We start from the raw sequence: 16853 nt of genomic DNA on the forward strand, positions 1-16853 counted from the left end.
TTTTTATACGCAGTTAAGTGACTTATTACTTAGCTTTCCCCTGTTTTAATATCGATATTTCTTTTCATTGAGATAAATTATTCGCTACACTGCAATACCAAACGAAGTGATAATTAAGAATTATGGAACTAATTTATTTTGCTACCGCATTTGCTTGTGGTTTTGGCGTTTATCAATTAAAACTACCTCCTCTTATTGGCTTTTTGCTAGCAGGATTTGCGCTTAACTTAGCCGGTTATAAAAGCACCGAATTGCTTAATACAATTGCTGCATTGGGCGTCACCCTTTTACTGTTTAGTATCGGTTTAAAACTTAAAGTAAGCAGCTTAATCAAACCGCAAGTTTGGGCCCCTGCTACACTGCATATCATTTTTAGCAGCGCTTTATTTAGTGGCTTTATGTTACTCCTAGGGGTATTTGCACTACCATTATTTGTTGATTTAAGTTGGCAAAGTGCATTACTGATTGGCTTTGCACTTAGTTTTTCAAGTACCGTATTTGCAGTAAAAGTACTTGAAGAACGTGGTGAAATGGCAAGTCTACACGGTAAAATTGCTATTGGCATTTTAGTTATGCAGGATATTTTTGCTGTGATGTTTTTAGCGATTAGTACAGGTAAAGTTCCAAATATTTGGGCATTGGCTCTCATTATTGCATTACCATTACTGCGCCCTGTGATGTATTGGGTGCTAAATCGCTCTAAACACGGTGAGCTACTGCCATTATTCGGTTTTTTCTTCGCACTTGTACTTGGCTATAACGCGTTTGAATTTGCAGGACTTAAAGGCGACTTAGGTGCCCTTATTGTTGGGATGATGTTCGCTCCGCATAAAAAAGCAAGCGAACTTTCTAAATCACTACTTAACTTAAAAGATGTGCTCCTTGTTGGGTTTTTCTTAAGTATTGGACTCAATGCAGAGCTGACTGCTAACTCGTTGTTTATAGCTTTACTCCTCGTTTTATTAATGCCAATTAAAACACTCTTGTACTACGTGTTTACAAATATATTTAAGCTGCGTGCACGAACATCCTTGCTTACTGCTTTCAGCCTTGCTAACTACAGTGAATTTGGCCTAATTGTTTGCGCTGTTGCAGCAACAACAGGAATGATTACGTCTGAGTGGCTAGCTGTATTGGCTATTGCTGTTTCTATTACTTTTGTTATTGCCTCACCTTTGAATAAACGATCAAACGAGTTATATGTGAAAGTGGAACATTGGTTATTAAAGTTTGAAAGCCAGACCCGCTTAGCCGAAGAGTTACCAGTAAATCTAAATGATACAAAAATTGTTATTTTTGGAATGGGAAGAATAGGTACAGGTGCTTATGAAACAATTAATGCGACGCACCCAAATTTGGTCGCTGGTATCGACATAAAGCCAGAAGTTGTCGATAAACATATAAATAAAGGTCGCAAAGTATTAATCGCAGACGCGACAGATCCGGATTTTTGGCAACGTGTAAACCATTCGCACGTAGAAATGGTGATGTTAGCAATGCCTAAACATATGCAAAATATATTTGCTTTAGAGCAGCTACAAGCTTCTGGATATAGCGGTCAAGTGACAGCAATCGCAAACTATCCCGATCAGCAAAAAGAACTAGAAGATATGGGCGTACATTCAACCTATAACTTTTACTTAGAGGCAGGTAGCGGCTTTGCAGAGCATGTAAAACAGAAACTATTTAAGTAACCTGAGCTCTGGATAATAAATCCATTTCAAGTAGCTAGTTTCAGTGCCAACTGTGTTGAATTTACAGTAGACTGTTTGGTATTTAGGCAAGGCAGAGCCTATACAATGTGGTTGCTCCCCATAAATGGGGCAATAAAGTGGCTGCATAAATACCAAACATGCACAGCCCTATAAATTCATCCTAGGGCTTTAGTATTAATAAAAACAAAAAAAGCAATTCTATTTACATTCCTTTACAAGCCAAGTAAACAACCCTAAAAAAAACAGGTACACTGTTAACATTGATTAAATAAGAATCTATGTTCCAACAATAAATTAATTTTCAATCGACTAATTAATGTTCCACATGATCATATTAATCAATATAAACTCCTAAATGTAAGGACCTACTCCTTATACAATAGGCTGTTTCTTGCCCGTCACAGCCTATTTTATCTCTTCTAAATGCCATACACTAAAGCTCCTTTTATATGTTTAGATAAGTCAATGGATCCAAAACAACTAAAAATTGCTATAAATACAAAAATGCCCTTTGGTAAATACGCAGGTCGGCCATTATTAATGTTACCCGAGCCTTATTTAGTTTGGTTTAAACAACAAGGATTTCCTGACTCTAAGCTTGGGAGTCAATTAGCGATGATGTATGAAGTAAAGCTCAATGGGCTAGAGCAAATGCTAATGCCCTTATTAGACAAAAAATAAAATAATTAGAAACTTTTTTAAAAGTATACGGTCTATTACTTTGCTACTTGTTGATTTTGGTTTCCAACCATAAAAAAACGCCTTCGGGCGTTTTATCTTTTTATTAGAGCCTATTTTTTTATAGGTAAGCTAATAATAAACTTAGCCCCGTTAAGAGCCGAATCCTCAACACAGCATCCACCTTGATGCCATGAGACTATTTTCGATACAATGGCAAGCCCAAGGCCAAAACCCCCTGTTTGTTTACCTCTACTCTTATCTAAACGTGTGAAAGGCTTAAATACATTTTCCCGATCTGTTTTAGCAATCCCCATTCCATCATCTTCAACAATAAAGACGATAGCGTGCTGCTCAGCTCGCAATGTTATTTTTATTTGATTTGTTGCATATTTAAGCGCATTACCGATTAAATTTTGAAATGCTCTGGCCATAAAATGACAATCGCATTTATAGTTTAATTCATTTGGTAGGTTATAAATAAGATCCACTCGTGTGTCAAAATTCAACTTTTCCACACTTGTTTTAACCAATTTGACTAAGTCACAATCAGCCGGTTGTAAACTCGGTTGCTGGGAGTCTAGTCTCGCATAGTCAAGCATTTCAGAAACTAACAACTCTAATTCACTAATATCCATTTGCATATTAGTTAAGTATTGATCATTTTTTTCATCTAGGAGCTGGTCTTGTAGTATAGCGACGGCAAATTTTAAACGTGCCAGTGGCGTTCTAAATTCGTGAGAAACAGATGAAGTGAGCTCTTGCTGCGCTGTTAATAAAAACGTTATGCGCTGCTGCATTACTTTTAAAGTATCGGTAACAGGCAAAAAAAATGATTTAGACGTGTTAGTTAATTGAAAATCCTGTAAACCTTCCACTGCCTCACACGATTGTCGTAACTTCGAAAAATCGCGCCAGAGTAAAAAACTCCAAAGTCCGACTGGAATACCAACAACTATAAGTAATAACAGATATGGCCAAACAGAGGGAGGTTCAGACGTGATAACATCAATAGGACCAACTTGTAGCAACTCCGTTGAATTTAATTGTATATACCAAACAATGCGTTGCTGTTTATCATATAAGTAGAGATAATGATTGTTAGTTAGTTGCGTTTGCTGCTGCTGAGGTAGCATTAAATCGTGCTCGGCAATAATATGGCTTTTAAAATTATCTTTTAGTTTTTTCAAGCCATTTGGTGTTTGAGAAAGCAATAAAAGCGATTGGCCAAACTCGTCATCTAATAGTACTTGTTGTTGCGATTCGTCGTATGGCCACAATTGTTCAATAACACCACTGACTACGAATAAAGAAACAATGATGTAAACATACAAGCTTGCAAACAATTTTCCCATTAAAGACGATTAACCCTAAACATTAATTATAAATCCCATGCATCAGAAACAAACAAATAGCCTTGTCCCCACACCGTTTTAATACGATACGGCTTATCGCTGTTATCACCTAACTTTTTGCGGATCCGAGATACTCGTACGTCAACTGTCCGATCAAGCCCATCGTATTGACGACCTATCATATGTTGATGTACATGCTCTCTACTGAGTACTTCACCAGCATTTGATGCAAGTAACCAAAGTAATTCAAACTCATGGGATGTAAGAGTAATTTCGGTATCACTTAATTTAACTATACGACTTGTTTTATCAATTATTAAATCGCCAAACTGCAACTCGTCATTTACTCTTTCTATGGGTTTCCCTCTGCGTAATAATGCATTGATTCTGGCAAGCAGTACACGCGGCTCTGCCGGCTTTATGACGTAGTCATCAGCGCCGAGTTCCAAGCCAAGAACTTGGTCAAAATCCTCTCCTTTGGCTGTAAGCATCAGAATCGGTAAAGTATATTTATCACGAACTTGACGACATACACTAAAGCCATCTTTGCCTGGCAACATAACGTCTAAAATAATTAAATCTACTGTATTATTTTCAAGGTAATTCAATACTTCATCACCGCGATCTAACACAGCAACCTCTAAACTATTATGTTCAAGATAATCTTTTGTTAATTGTTGTAAGCCTAGATCATCTTCAACAAGTAGAATTTTTGGCATTGGTTGCTCCTAATTTAAAAAAAGCTCCACGGTGAGCGAAGCCTGCGCTTATTTTTTTTAGCATGAGCGCTTTGCACTTCAACTTGTGTTTTTGCTAATAGCACACCCGTCTGAGAATTGATTAAGGAGTATATGGTCTCTACATGAACACGCGCTTTATAATTAAATTGCCCTGAACGCTGCTGTTGCCAGCAATGTATTTTCTCATTTTGCTGATACAAACAAACATCAACAATCTCATCTAAACGCCAATTAAATTGTAAATCAAGGTCGCAAAACTCTTGCTGCTCAGAAACCACACATACTTTAGGAGAAACGCTAAAGGGCGCAGCCTGCGTCGTACTAAGACCACTAAACACAAGCGCAGTAAACACAATAAACATTAAATACTTCATATTAAAAAGTATGATCTAATCCTATAAAGGCAGTCATCGAATAAGTACGTTCAAAGAGCGGACTGCTATCCATAGCTGAATAGTCATAATAGGCTAAATGAAAACGAAGAGAGTTAGCCTTACTCAATGGCCAACGGGCGTCGATTTTAGCATAAGGCCGCCAACTACTACCAACGTCTATTTTACCAAACTGAGTTTCACCTGCTTTTAACCCATAAAAATAGTTATTTAGCTCAGCCGATTTATAATTAATACCCATCGTCTGTTTTAATTTAAGTTGACCTATTTGCGTATGATATTGCCACTGCATTGCAGCATGTATTCCATTATAAACACTCGTTATGTCGTGTAATGTTTGAATAGAAAATACATTCGCATCATTTTTTACATAGTGATAAGCAGCACCAACATCAAATGCAATATGGCGTTTTTGTACATCGTTTATATTAGCGTATCTTGCCGGTGAAGAATTGTCTTCATCTACGACTTGACTACTTAATGAACTACTAGACAAAGAAAATATATTTCTAGGGTGCCAGTTAATAAAAAAACGAGACTCTGTATTTAACTCACTTACAAAGTTAAACTGATGCTTTGGAGTTTGTACGAATGAATACCCGAGTCGACCATTATCAAAAAACCATTGCTCTGCATAAAAAGCAACTTGCGGGATTAGTACTAAAGGAATGTTATCACCACCGCGTAAAGGGTTTGTAATAACCCCGATCCCAGCGCTCAAACTTAAATGCCATTGCTCGGTAGCTATATGTTGATCTTTAAAACCATCCTCGGGGCTATCGCTTTGCTGCGAACAGGCAGAAAAGCAAGCAACCAGAGTTGCATAAAGTATGATTTTTAATATCAAAGAATTAAACCGCATCAGCAATATGTCAAAGATTGAAGTTATTAGGCTGTCTATAATAGCAAACTCGTTTTGAACTAGCTGTAGTTGGTTACAATCATTCACAATTTGTATACGTATTTATTAACTTTTCATTTCATTTACTTTTAAAGATGAGAAAAATACGTAAGCAATACAGCACAATTGATAAGTAAATATTTAACATTAGACAATATTACACGGCTTGGGCTAAAGCCATTTATTGGCCCTATTTATTCATGATGTATCATATTGCTTTTGCAGCTAACGTCTGGGCAATATTCCATAAAGCACTGATTGCAGGATCATTTAGTTCCTTTTTTAACACGGCCAAACCTATGTCAAATCCATCAGGTGCTTGCATTTTTGGTGTTAATATTTGCACTTTATCTTGTAGTGGGCTGTTATCGAGTACTATTTTAGGAACCATCGCAACACCGAGCCCTAGACTCACCATAGATACCATTGCTTCATGCCCTGCAACGTGCGCATAAATTTTTCCGTGAATATTATTTTTGCGCCACCAATGCTCCAACCTTTGGCGAGAAAAGCCTTGCTCGGGAACGATAAACTCAAGTTCAGACCAATTAATATCATCATTGCTTTGTGTTAATTTTTCGGTAATTGGACACTGAATTTTCGGCCCGATAAATAATAATGGAGAATAACCTATTTCTACAAAGGCTATTTGTGCTGGTAATTTACTTGGTTTAGCGGCAATTGCCATTGACTCATGTCCATCAAGTACCCGATTGATAGCCAAAGCAGGATCGCCAGTATTCAATGTTATTTCTATATACTGATGCTGTGCACGAAGTTGTTCCAATATTTGATGCAAAAAGCTATAAGACGCGGTAACCGAGCAATAAATACTCACATTGCCATAAATATGCTGCTGAGGGTCTTTTATATTTGCTTTAAAGCGCTGCCAATTAGCGAGCGTTGCTGTGGCGTAATCAATGAACAACTCCCCTTCTCGCGTTAATTTTACACTGCGGTTATCACGGATAAATAATGCCACCCCCACCTCTTGCTCCAAGTACTTGATGTTGCGACTCAGCGTAGGTGCACTTATGTGGCAAAGCTCACTTGCGCGTGCAAAGTGGAGTGTTTTAGCTAATGCTAAAAAGTAGTTTAAATGTTTATGATCCATACCAGACCCTGTATTTCATATTATGAAACACTTTAATTCAAATATATCATTTTACGCAAGTAACGATTTTGCATATGGTGTTTGTAAGCGCAGTAAACATTGCGCATCTAACAAACATGACTTTATAGGACATTAACAATGGCGAATTATTTCAATACCCTACCTTTACGCGAGCAATTAGCGCAATTAGCGCAATGTGAATTTATGGACGCAGGCGAATTTGCCGATGGCGTTGACGTACTTAAAGGTAAGAAGCTCGTTATTGTCGGTTGTGGCGCACAAGGTTTAAATCAAGGTTTAAACTTACGCGACTCTGGTTTGGATGTTTCTTACACATTACGCGCATCAGCTATTTCTGAGCGTCGCCAATCATTTTTAAATGCATCTGAGAACGGTTTTACTGTTGGTACTTATGAAGAATTAATTCCCACAGCTGACGTCGTACTTAACTTAACACCAGACAAACAACATACCGCTGTAGTAAGTGCAATTATGCCATTGATGAAAAAAGACTCAACACTTGCCTACTCTCATGGCTTTAATATTGTTGAAGAAGGCATGCAAGTACGTAAAGATATTACTGTAATTATGGTTGCGCCTAAGTGCCCAGGCAGTGAAGTACGCGAAGAGTATAAACGCGGTTTTGGGGTTCCAACTCTAATTGCTGTTCACCCAGAAAATGATCCTCAAGGTCATGGCCTAGCACAAGCTAAAGCGTATGCAGCGGGTACTGGCGGACATCGTGCTGGTGTACTTAAATCATCATTTATTGCTGAAGTTAAGTCTGACTTAATGGGCGAGCAAACCATTTTATGTGGCATGTTACAAACAGGCTCTATTTTATGTTTTGATAAAATGATAGAAAAAGGCATTGATGCAGGTTATGCATCAAAACTAATACAATACGGCTGGGAAGTAATCACTGAAGCACTTAAATATGGCGGTGTTACTAACATGCTTGACCGTCTTTCAAACCCTGCAAAAGTAAAAGCGTTTGAATTAAGTGAAGAGCTAAAACTGATTATGCGCCCGCTTTATAATAAGCATCAAGATGACATCATCGACGGCACTTTCTCACGCACTATGATGGAAGACTGGAATAATGATGACGTAAACTTACTTAAATGGCGCGCAGAAACAGCAGAAACTAACTTTGAAAAGACCCCTGCTGGCGATGTAGAAATCTCTGAACAAGAATTTTTTGATAACGGTATTTTAATGGTCGCTATGGTTAAGGCAGGTGTTGAACTTGCATTTGAAACCATGACAGCAGCCGGTATTATCGAAGAGTCAGCTTACTACGAGTCATTACACGAAACGCCATTAATCGCCAACACTATTGCGCGTAAAAAACTTTTCGAAATGAATCGTACAATTTCTGATACTGCTGAATACGGCTGTTACCTATATAACCATGCATGTTTACCATTACTTGCAGATTTTATGAAAAGCGTTGATACCGACATTATTGGTAAAGGCCTTGGCGAGCACAGCAACCAAGTTGATAACCAAACATTAATTAAAATCAACGCAGCACTGCGTGAACACCCTGTTGAAAAAGTAGGTGCTAAATTACGTGGTTACATGTCAGCAATGAAAAAAATTGTATAACCCTAAACTTTAAAATTTCGCTTGTTAGAAACCAAGCCCATGTGTTTTACATATGGGCTTTTTTATTTACCTAGCCACAGATTAGCCCAAAGCAAATATTGTGCTAATATATCAATCTATTTAGTTGTAAAAATAAATTACTATAATGATGTTACAAAACCTTTCTATTACTCAAAAAATCACCGTTTTAGGCAGTAGCATTGCTATTTGCGTTGCGGCACTTATCGGCTTGACCTCTGTATACAGTTCTAAAGATATCATTGAACAGCGTATGATTGAGTCTGAACTACCAAGTAAATTACAAACTATAAGTAATCATGTTGGAGGTGAAATAAACACTCTTATCGGAGCCGCCGAGCAACTTTCATCAAACGAATTTATTTTGCAATGGGCGCAAACAGATAGCAAGAACGACGCTCTATTACTTAAAGAGTTAAATCGCTTAGTTAATCAATACGATTTAGCGACTGCATCTTGGGCTAATAGAAACACTGCGCAATATTGGAATCAAAATGGCTTTTTACGCGTTTTACAAAACGATGCAGCCGATGGCTGGTTTTTTGCGTTTAAGCAATCAAAGCTACCTTATTCTATTAGCATCTATCAAGAGTCAGCCAACGATGTGAAAATGTTCATTAATCATCAGCAGCCTAATGGTACTGGCTTAGCGGGCCTTGCAAAAAGTATTACCGAAATGCAAAAGCTGCTGCAGAAATTCAAAATAGAAAAAACTGGCTATGTTTTCATAGCAGATAAGCACGGTTTAATACAACTACACAAAGATGCCAGTAAAGTTGCTAAAGTTAATATTGATGACTTATACGCATCTGATATGCATCGTAAGTTGCTAAGTAGTGCCAGCTTTGCGCTAGAAGAAATAAACTTAAATGGGCAACCGACGCTTGTTGCTGCAACGCCTATCAAAAACACTGATTTATATGTGGTTGCTCAAGTTCCTAAAAGTGAAGTATTTTCAAGCGTTAACAAACTACAGTGGCAAATTTTTACTTTTACACTTATTACTGCGCTCGTTGCCAGTATAATAAGTTACTTACTTGCGCGTTCACTTTCATCCCCTTTATCTAAAATGGCTGAACTTTTTTCTCGCTTAGGTTCTGGCGACGCTAATTTAGCGTATAGACTCCCTGAATCAAGCCAACCAGAACTAAATTATTTAAGCGACGGTTTTAATCAATTTATCAATAAAATAGAAACCGCCATTAAGCAAGTTGCGAATGAAAGTCGGGATATCAGAACAAGCTCTGACCATGTGTTTGAGCAGGCTCAACGAAACTCATTAGCAATTGATAACCAAAAAGAGCAAACAATTTCTGTTGCTGCTGCAATAAACGAAATGGGTGCGACCGTTCAAGAAATAGCCCAGAGTGCTGCAAAAGCTGCAAAACTAACCGATAACAGTCGTGAAAACACAGAGCAGAGCCATCAACAAGTATTGCAGAGCCAGACGACTATTTCAGCACTTGCCAGCGATATTGATGGAATAACCGAGCAAGTTACCCTGCTTTCTAAGAAAACCGTAGATATTGCAAGTATTGTTGACTCTATTAGGGCGATCTCCGAGCAAACAAACTTATTAGCGCTTAATGCAGCTATTGAATCGGCCCGTGCAGGTGAACATGGCCGTGGTTTTGCCGTTGTTGCTGATGAAGTACGCGCGCTTGCAAATCGCACCTCACAATCAACGACTGAAATTCAATCAATGATTGAAGAGTTAACAAGAATTTCTGATGATGTCGTTAACGATATAAGTCAATCTAAAGATAAAGCTCAGCAAAGTGTAGGTGCAATGCAGAGCTCGGTTGAGTTGCTTGAAACCATAACTGAAACAGCGAATCAAGTGAATGACATGGCAACTCTAATTGCAACAGCCACTGAGCAACAAAGTAATGTGGTTGCTGGTGTGGGCCGTAATATTGAACAAATTAGCGAAATTAGCGACAAAGCAATGAGCGAGCAAATTAACACAGAGCAAGCAATCCGAGATTTAGCAAACAGTGCTCAAACGCTTGACACCTTAGTTGCCACCTTTGAGAGAAATCGTTAAACGCCGTAAACACAACTAAAAAGCTTAATTATGGGGGCTAATATTTTCAGCTCCCATAATTGAATTCCTGCTGAATCATTTTAGGTGAGCAAATTGATTTAATTCGTTTTATTTTTCAAAGCTTATATAAATTATTATTAGATACGCCCAAAACTAACACTGTTGAAATGTCTAGGAACTGCTGATCCTATACCTTGACAATATTTTTAAAATTAATAACGTAGGCTTCTTTTTTAGCTCTTGTCAGTTTCTTTATCTGATATTCCAACTTACTTGCTTCACTTTTACTGCCTACTTTTTGTTGATGGACCAGCAATAATGGCCCTTTTCCTCTAAGGTTTTTAGCACCTTTACCCACTTGATGAGTAATCATACGCTTATCTACATTTGTGGTAATTCCTGTATACCAATGCCCAAAACGTGTTTGCACTATGTATAAGTACCAAGTAGGAGTACTTTTAACGTTATTATCGTCAATTGACTGTAAACTTTTTTCATTATCAATGGTCAAAACATTACCTTTACACCCTTAACAAAAAACAATTGCTAAAAGGGTTTTACCTTCAGTGACTAATCGGTATCATACAGATTATAAAAAATAAGGATCACAACTAACAATGCAGTCGTTAAAAACTTTTTCTCTTTGGCTTATCGTTGCTCTAACTCTTAGTACAGCTGCTGGCTGCTCAAGCTGGGTGTACAGAATCAACATCCCTCAAGGTAACTTTTTAGAGCAATCTGATGTTGAAAAACTTCGTGTTAGTATGACTCGAGAGCAAGTTATTTATGTACTAGGTAAACCGATTGCCGAAGACGCCTTTGACAAAAATACATGGCGTTATGTTTACAGCTTCAACAAAGGGCGTAAAAACGAGCAACAAAAATCATTAGTTATTAAGTTTGAAAACGAAAGACTAGTATCTCTTGCGGGTGATTACGATCAACCAGAAAATTTCAATACGCCACTGGAGCAATAATACTCCAGTTATGCGTTAATAAAAAAGTGAGCCATGCTCACTTTTTTATTTATAGACTAGCGTTCTAATGGTCGCCCACCAGTCACTTTATTTGCTCGCCCCTCTTCTTTTGCTTTTTCAGCGCGTTTTCTGCGGGCATCTTTAGGATCTGCAATTAATGGACGATAAATTTCAACTCTATCACCATTTTTAAGCTCTTGATTTAATTTAACTGTTCTATTCCAAACACCTAGAGTTAATGAAGTAGCCTCTATTTCTGGACATTTTTCTATAATGCCCGATTGGATAACAGCCTGCTCTGCCGTTGTCCCTTCTATAACGTCAATTGATAAACACGTTGCCGTCGTTGGTAACGCAAATACCACCTCAACATTAATCATACTCGTACCCCATAAACTTGCTTTGCACGATTAGTAAATGCACTCACCATATTTTTGGCTACATCATTAAATATTTTACCAAAAGCAAGCTCGATTAATTTGTTTGAAAATTCAAATTCTAGCTCTAAATGAACTTTGCATGCTTTAATATCAAGCTCTTGGAAGTGCCAACGCCCTTTTAGCATTTTAAACGGGCCATCAACAAGGCGTAGCAATACAGTTTGCTCATCAACAAAGGTATTTTCTGTGGTAAACCATTTTTTTATACCCGCCTTGGATATTTCTAAACTCGCGGTCATGTTATTATCGTGCTGTGAAACAATTTTTGAGTCTGAGCAATTTGGTAAAAACTGTGAATAAGCCTCTACATCATTAACTAGATCAAACATCTCTTTAGTGCTGTACATAACCAGCGCACTTTTTTCTATTTGTGGCATACTCGCTCCCAACTGTGTGGGCGAATTTTAGCAAGCTTTGCGCGTTTCCCCAAATTTTCATACGGCTTAAATTTTAAAAATATTATTAAAGAAATCGATGTAAAACATCTCACATTACGTATATTATAGGTCACTATGGCTAAGAAAAATTCATCAAAATCGACAAGTAATACCATCGCGCTAAACAAAAAAGCGCGACATGAGTATTTTTTACACGATAAGTTTGAAGCGGGTGTTGAACTACAAGGCTGGGAAGTTAAAAGTATTCGAGCTGGTAAAGTAAATATCACAGAAACTTATATTCATCTTAAAAATGGCGAAGCATTTTTACTTGGCGCTCAAATTCAGCCACTTAATAGTGCATCGACCCATGTTATTTGCGACCCGTTACGTTATCGTAAATTACTATTAGGTAGACGCGAACTTGACCGTTTACTCGGCGCTACAGAGCGTGATGGCTACTCTTTAATTGCCACCGCTATGTACTGGAAAAAGTGCTGGGTAAAACTTGAGTTTCATTTAGCTAAAGGTAAAAAGCTACATGACAAACGTGACGACGGGAAAAACAAAGATTGGTCTCGTGAAAAAGAACGCTTAATGAAACACAAAGTATAACTTTAATGCCTAACCTTGTTAGGCATTTTTACTTCATCGATATAAAAATTAAAGCATAAAAAAGTTATTTAAACCTCAGGTTGTGTCAGGCATAGCTTTATTGAGTTGTACGATAACCATCAAGCTCCCTCGGTCCCGCTTAATCTAAAAATTCAACAGCCTCTAGGCAGATAAAAAAGCTTCTAATCAGTACTTAAATCCTCCCTCCCCCAACAATTAAATTACATATAGCAGTACAGTGTACTTAAATTTAATTTAGAGTGGGCATATCAAGATAAGTTTGAAAAAGATGGCCGTGATTACACTGGTGAATATGGTTACCCAGAACACCGCTTCATTTTCTCAACTAACTGGGAAATTGGTGAGTTTAACACCAACGTAAATATCAGTTATGTAGGTGAATTTGAAGATACGCCAGATATCGACTTTGACGGTAATTTAGATTTTGACAGTAATACATCGCGCATGATTGATTCACAAACATTGGTTGATTTACAAACCTCATATCGTATAACTGAATCGGCTAAATATCGCTCGGTGTTAACAATTTATTTGATGAAGAACCACCATTTGCAATTGGTGATGGAGATGGCGATTTATACGGTTATGCATCAGCTGTACATAATCCTCGTGGCCGCTACTTGTACACTAAAGTAAGCTTTTCTTTCTAAATAAAGACACATAAAAAAACCGCCAATTGGCGGTTTTTTATTTAAAACTAAGGGCTAAATTATAGCTCGCCTTCGTTTTCAGATAAGAACTTAGCAACGCCTTCAGGGCTTGCGTCCATACCTTTTTTACCTTCAGTCCAACCAGCAGGACATACTTCACCGTGCTCAGTGTGGAACGCTAGTGCGTCAACCATGCGAAGCATTTCGTCGATGTTACGACCTAGTGGTAAATCATTCACTACTTGGTGACGTACGTTGCCTTCTTCGTCGATTAAGAATGAACCACGAAATGCAACACCCGCTTCTGGATGCTCAACGTCGTATGCTTTACAAATCTCGTGCTTAACGTCTGCAACTAGTGCGTATTGAACTTTACCAATACCGCCGTCTGCAACAGCCGTGTTACGCCATGCGTTATGTGAGAATTGTGAATCGATAGAAACACCAATTACTTCTACGCCACGCTTTTGAAACTCTTCAAAACGCTTATCAAATGCAATAAGTTCAGAAGGACATACAAACGTGAAATCTAGTGGGTAAAAGAAGATAACTGCTTTTTTACCTTTAATTGTTTCATGAAGGTTGTAGCTATCTACGATTTCACCATTACCAAGAACAGCTGCAGCGGTAAAGTCTGGTGCCTGGCGGCCTACTAATACACCCATTTTATTCTCCAAATATTTTGAGTTTGTTATCAATTGCTTTTGCAATGCTGGTACATATATGGGCGCTAAAAGTTAAAAACCAATAGCACCCATATATAATTATTCTGTATATTAGATATAAATATTTAAAAAAGATAATCGTATTTTACGATGAGTGCAATCGATAATACCGAACAACAATTTAAAACATCGAAAATGCAAAAAAACCTGCAAATGCAGGTTTTTTTCAAGCGTTTAGTCCATTATATCCGATGGCATATCACCACGAATTCTCTGCCAAATTTCGCCCGTTTGATGTCCATATTTACGCATCATCGAAATCGCACCATCGTGCTCTCTATTTTCCGCTAGTACCGTTAGGTCTTTATAAAACTGGCGAGCAAGTTCACGTGTGCCTGCATCTGAAAAGTAATGACAACCAATTTTTGAATAAAAGCCTCTAAAGCCATTTAGTATTAATACATAAATACGATTGTTACCGGCAACAGCCAGCTCGTGATGCACTTTGTAATCGTAATCAGAGAAGGCTTGAGCGGTATCTTCTAATTCATCACTTTGTGATAAAATTTCAATCACACGTTCTGGGTTTAATTTAATCGCAGCACGCGTATAAATTGCACTAATATTTGTTCTTGCCGATAGAAGTTGATCGGTCAGCTCAGGCATTTTATCTTCATCTAAACGCGCTAAGGTCTCAAGAATATTTAAGCCAGATGTTTCCCAAAAATTATTAACTTTGGTAGGTTTACCATGTTGAATAGTCAACCAGCCATCACGTGCTAAACGTTGTAATACTTCACGTAAAGTTGTTCTTGTTACGCCAATTAACTCTGAGAGTTCCCGTTCTGCAGGTAGAATTGAACCTGGAGGGAAATCACCATTCCAAATAGACTCAACTATATATTCTTCAGCAAATCCTGCTGGACTTTTGGCTTTAAAAATTCTCATTCAATTCCCACTCGAATTAATCTACAACTTATTGTTCACATGAATAGCCGACTGATTGTACCAGACGATGCACAACTAACAAGTAAAGTAATATACATTAGTCAAAGTGACCATACACACCAAAGGTAAGATTGCTGCAGAGCATAAGATTTTTGGCTCAATAAAAGGAATTGATAATAACTTTTAATTGAACAAACTATTAGAACATATCAAATTAGAATCTGACTCATCACTGAACAACTATGTATGAATACCGCAAGTCAGCGGTGTTTTTGCGTCTATTTTGTGACAAGTGCGACAGTGTTAGCCGCTTGGTTTAGGTTCTTGTTAGGCAGGGACTTCAACTGAACTGAAACCTGCCAAGTTGATGATTTAGCGCTGTTAATGACTTCTGATACACTTATCATTAATATTTCAGATGTTCTCTTATTATAAAAAGCAACCAGACACCTATTCCCCAATGTCTCTGCAGCCTTGATTTCATTTTTAATAATTAGAATGGGTGTCATCCTAATCCTACTACCGTATATCATGCGCTAGCTATAGTGGGCCTTAGCTGTACCAATATAGGCTTAAGCGATATAGCAGAACTCATGTTACCAATGGGGCTTGGTAGAACACCACACCGCGTCAATTGGGGCTGTATCAAGTGATCATTAATTTTGTTTTAAAAAGTTACTTCGGTCGCTTTTTCCCTTTTTGTTGCCGCAGACTTTATCCTAAGTCATAATCTAATGCTTTATTTAAACGTGGAATTTTTATGAACTGGCTTGCGCAATTACCTACCCAACGTACACCCTGGCTTTTATTCACCGCTATTGTTTTTTTACTTGAAGTTACTGCCCTATTCTTTCAATACCAAATGGGGCTGGCGCCATGCATAATGTGTATTTATCAACGTACTGCGGTGTTAGGATTGCTTGCAGCTGGTATTGTTGGCTCAATTAATCCAAACAGTAAAGTAACGCGTGTTATTGCCTATTCAATCTGGGGAGTATCAAGTATTTGGGGCTATTTAATCGCACGCGAACATATCGATATGCAAACAACCACAGATCCTTTTGCATTTAGCTGCGAGTTTGAGCCAAACTTCCCGTCGTTTATGCCTTTGCATGAATGGATCCCTCACTTTTTTCAAGCGACGGGTGATTGCGGAAACATAGATTGGCAGTTTGCGGGTTTGAGTATGCCTGCTTGGATGGAAATTATATTTGGATTATTTGCTATTACATTTTTTATCGTAATAACAGGTCGCCTAATGTTAAAAAGAACGGTTTAGTCATTATGTTTACTTTTTTTTCTAGTCAACTTACAGAACTAAAGCATTTAAAAATACGCGACAGGCAAGCTGTTATCGCTGATTCATTAACGATGCTTTCACCTTCTGAACGCGTATTGCTTCGTATTATAAAATTGTTGTTACTCAGCCCACTATTTTTAATATTTACCGTATTTAAAGGTTGGATCCTAATACCATTTTTAATCCTTGGCGGACTTTGCTACCCGTTATTAACAACACCAATAGAAATTAACTTCGCTAAAAAAAATCTCAGTGAAGCATTAAAACATTATGATAAGGGCGCTTAAGC

18 protein-coding genes and 1 pseudogene are annotated in these 16853 nt (G+C 37.8%); 9 read left to right on the forward strand and 10 right to left on the reverse strand.

All coding sequences use genetic code 11. The features are described from left to right. The first annotated feature begins 122 nt into the window (after nt 1-122). Together H5119_RS01145 and H5119_RS01150 are read left to right on the forward strand one after the other, a co-directional pair. Complete coding sequence (locus H5119_RS01145; RefSeq protein ID WP_182700897.1) at nt 123-1694, forward strand: cation:proton antiporter family protein; 1572 nt, start codon at nt 123-125, stop codon at nt 1692-1694. Between the two features lie 486 nt (nt 1695-2180). Next, a complete protein-coding gene (locus tag H5119_RS01150; protein ID WP_077537299.1) occupies nt 2181-2396 on the forward strand; it encodes a DUF3820 family protein in 216 nt (71 codons plus the stop codon). 110 nt (nt 2397-2506) lie between these two features. Here H5119_RS01150 and H5119_RS01155 read toward each other — a convergent pair whose 3' ends face one another. From H5119_RS01155 to ilvY, 5 genes are all read right to left on the reverse strand, one after another. Next, nucleotides 2507-3748: an ATP-binding protein gene (locus H5119_RS01155; protein WP_182700898.1), complete on the reverse strand. Its 1242-nt coding sequence runs from the start codon at nt 3746-3748 to the stop codon at nt 2507-2509. Between the two features lie 26 nt (nt 3749-3774). After that, entirely contained in the window at nt 3775-4467 is a 693-nt protein-coding gene (locus tag H5119_RS01160; RefSeq protein WP_077537297.1) for a response regulator, read from the reverse strand. A 14-nt stretch (nt 4468-4481) separates the two neighbouring features. Beyond that, nucleotides 4482-4850, reverse strand: coding sequence for a DUF3019 domain-containing protein (locus H5119_RS01165; RefSeq protein WP_077538960.1), 369 nt, complete (start codon nt 4848-4850; stop codon nt 4482-4484). Nucleotides 4851-4863: 13 nt separating this feature from the next. Beyond that, nucleotides 4864-5742 (reverse strand): MipA/OmpV family protein, encoded by an 879-nt coding sequence (locus tag H5119_RS01170; RefSeq protein WP_182700899.1) that lies wholly within the window; start codon nt 5740-5742, stop codon nt 4864-4866. Nucleotides 5743-5989: 247 nt separating this feature from the next. After that, a complete protein-coding gene (gene ilvY, locus H5119_RS01175; RefSeq protein ID WP_182700900.1) occupies nt 5990-6895 on the reverse strand; it encodes an HTH-type transcriptional activator IlvY in 906 nt (301 codons plus the stop codon). Nucleotides 6896-7033: 138 nt separating this feature from the next. On the opposite strand from ilvY, the gene ilvC reads away from it, so the two are divergent. After that, complete coding sequence (ilvC, locus tag H5119_RS01180) at nt 7034-8506, forward strand: ketol-acid reductoisomerase (RefSeq protein ID WP_182700901.1); 1473 nt, start codon at nt 7034-7036, stop codon at nt 8504-8506. A 145-nt stretch (nt 8507-8651) separates the two neighbouring features. Next, nucleotides 8652-10571 (forward strand): methyl-accepting chemotaxis protein, encoded by a 1920-nt coding sequence (locus H5119_RS01185; protein WP_182700902.1) that lies wholly within the window; start codon nt 8652-8654, stop codon nt 10569-10571. A gap of 187 nt (nt 10572-10758) precedes the next feature. Here H5119_RS01185 and H5119_RS01190 read toward each other — a convergent pair whose 3' ends face one another. Further along, nucleotides 10759-11082, reverse strand: a complete 324-nt coding sequence (locus H5119_RS01190) for a GIY-YIG nuclease family protein (RefSeq protein ID WP_182700903.1) — start codon at nt 11080-11082, stop codon at nt 10759-10761. A 106-nt stretch (nt 11083-11188) separates the two neighbouring features. On the opposite strand from H5119_RS01190, the gene H5119_RS01195 reads away from it, so the two are divergent. Continuing rightward, nucleotides 11189-11548, forward strand: a complete 360-nt coding sequence (locus H5119_RS01195; RefSeq protein ID WP_077537290.1) for an outer membrane protein assembly factor BamE — start codon at nt 11189-11191, stop codon at nt 11546-11548. Between the two features lie 56 nt (nt 11549-11604). On the opposite strand, the gene H5119_RS01200 is transcribed toward H5119_RS01195, so the two are convergent. Beyond that, nucleotides 11605-11928, reverse strand: a complete 324-nt coding sequence (locus tag H5119_RS01200; RefSeq protein WP_077537289.1) for an RnfH family protein — start codon at nt 11926-11928, stop codon at nt 11605-11607. Continuing rightward, the gene (locus H5119_RS01205) at nt 11925-12365 is read right to left on the reverse strand and encodes a type II toxin-antitoxin system RatA family toxin (protein WP_077537288.1); all 441 of its coding nucleotides are present in this window, start codon (nt 12363-12365) and stop codon (nt 11925-11927) included. The genes H5119_RS01200 and H5119_RS01205 overlap by 4 nt, the downstream gene beginning before the upstream one ends. Before the next feature lie 135 nt (nt 12366-12500). Here H5119_RS01205 and smpB point away from each other — a divergent pair, with 135 nt between their 5' ends. Further along, nucleotides 12501-12980, forward strand: a complete 480-nt coding sequence (smpB, locus tag H5119_RS01210; protein ID WP_138585169.1) for an SsrA-binding protein SmpB — start codon at nt 12501-12503, stop codon at nt 12978-12980. A gap of 240 nt (nt 12981-13220) precedes the next feature. Continuing rightward, a pseudogene (locus H5119_RS01215) lies at nt 13221-13651 on the forward strand (TonB-dependent receptor domain-containing protein); the annotation flags it as partial. A 59-nt stretch (nt 13652-13710) separates the two neighbouring features. Here the strand turns inward: H5119_RS01215 and H5119_RS01220 are convergent. Together H5119_RS01220 and fadR are read right to left on the reverse strand one after the other, a co-directional pair. Continuing rightward, nucleotides 13711-14316 carry a peroxiredoxin gene (locus H5119_RS01220; RefSeq protein WP_007378637.1) on the reverse strand — a complete coding sequence of 202 codons (606 nt, stop codon included), beginning with the start codon at nt 14314-14316 and terminating at the stop codon, nt 13711-13713. A 234-nt stretch (nt 14317-14550) separates the two neighbouring features. After that, nucleotides 14551-15264, reverse strand: a complete 714-nt coding sequence (gene fadR, locus H5119_RS01225) for a fatty acid metabolism transcriptional regulator FadR (protein WP_182700904.1) — start codon at nt 15262-15264, stop codon at nt 14551-14553. Between the two features lie 760 nt (nt 15265-16024). Between fadR and dsbB the strand changes: the two genes are divergently transcribed. Further along, nucleotides 16025-16543 carry a disulfide bond formation protein DsbB gene (gene dsbB / locus H5119_RS01230; protein WP_182700905.1) on the forward strand — a complete coding sequence of 173 codons (519 nt, stop codon included), beginning with the start codon at nt 16025-16027 and terminating at the stop codon, nt 16541-16543. Between the two features lie 5 nt (nt 16544-16548). After that, entirely contained in the window at nt 16549-16851 is a 303-nt protein-coding gene (locus tag H5119_RS01235; RefSeq protein ID WP_182700906.1) for a DUF6170 family protein, read from the forward strand. Nucleotides 16852-16853 lie beyond the last annotated feature (2 nt).

This window comes from Pseudoalteromonas sp. SG45-5 (genome assembly GCF_014164085.1).
In the GTDB taxonomy this organism is placed as follows: domain Bacteria; phylum Pseudomonadota; class Gammaproteobacteria; order Enterobacterales; family Alteromonadaceae; genus Pseudoalteromonas; species Pseudoalteromonas aliena.

Coding starts and splice junctions, on each gene's coding strand:
- H5119_RS01150 (WP_077537299.1), top strand. CDS start 2,181: ATGGATCCAAAACAACTAAAAATTGCTATAAATACAAAAATGCCCTTT.
- H5119_RS01195 (WP_077537290.1), top strand. CDS start 11,189: ATGCAGTCGTTAAAAACTTTTTCTCTTTGGCTTATCGTTGCTCTAACT.
- H5119_RS01165 (WP_077538960.1), bottom strand. CDS start 4,850: ATGTTTATTGTGTTTACTGCGCTTGTGTTTAGTGGTCTTAGTACGACG.
- H5119_RS01185 (WP_182700902.1), top strand. CDS start 8,652: ATGATGTTACAAAACCTTTCTATTACTCAAAAAATCACCGTTTTAGGC.
- H5119_RS01220 (WP_007378637.1), bottom strand. CDS start 14,316: ATGGGTGTATTAGTAGGCCGCCAGGCACCAGACTTTACCGCTGCAGCT.
- ilvC (WP_182700901.1), top strand. CDS start 7,034: ATGGCGAATTATTTCAATACCCTACCTTTACGCGAGCAATTAGCGCAA.
- H5119_RS01145 (WP_182700897.1), top strand. CDS start 123: ATGGAACTAATTTATTTTGCTACCGCATTTGCTTGTGGTTTTGGCGTT.
- H5119_RS01155 (WP_182700898.1), bottom strand. CDS start 3,748: ATGGGAAAATTGTTTGCAAGCTTGTATGTTTACATCATTGTTTCTTTA.
- H5119_RS01170 (WP_182700899.1), bottom strand. CDS start 5,742: ATGCGGTTTAATTCTTTGATATTAAAAATCATACTTTATGCAACTCTG.
- smpB (WP_138585169.1), top strand. CDS start 12,501: ATGGCTAAGAAAAATTCATCAAAATCGACAAGTAATACCATCGCGCTA.
- H5119_RS01160 (WP_077537297.1), bottom strand. CDS start 4,467: ATGCCAAAAATTCTACTTGTTGAAGATGATCTAGGCTTACAACAATTA.
- H5119_RS01200 (WP_077537289.1), bottom strand. CDS start 11,928: ATGATTAATGTTGAGGTGGTATTTGCGTTACCAACGACGGCAACGTGT.
- dsbB (WP_182700905.1), top strand. CDS start 16,025: ATGAACTGGCTTGCGCAATTACCTACCCAACGTACACCCTGGCTTTTA.
- ilvY (WP_182700900.1), bottom strand. CDS start 6,895: ATGGATCATAAACATTTAAACTACTTTTTAGCATTAGCTAAAACACTC.
- H5119_RS01205 (WP_077537288.1), bottom strand. CDS start 12,365: ATGCCACAAATAGAAAAAAGTGCGCTGGTTATGTACAGCACTAAAGAG.
- H5119_RS01235 (WP_182700906.1), top strand. CDS start 16,549: ATGTTTACTTTTTTTTCTAGTCAACTTACAGAACTAAAGCATTTAAAA.
- fadR (WP_182700904.1), bottom strand. CDS start 15,264: ATGAGAATTTTTAAAGCCAAAAGTCCAGCAGGATTTGCTGAAGAATAT.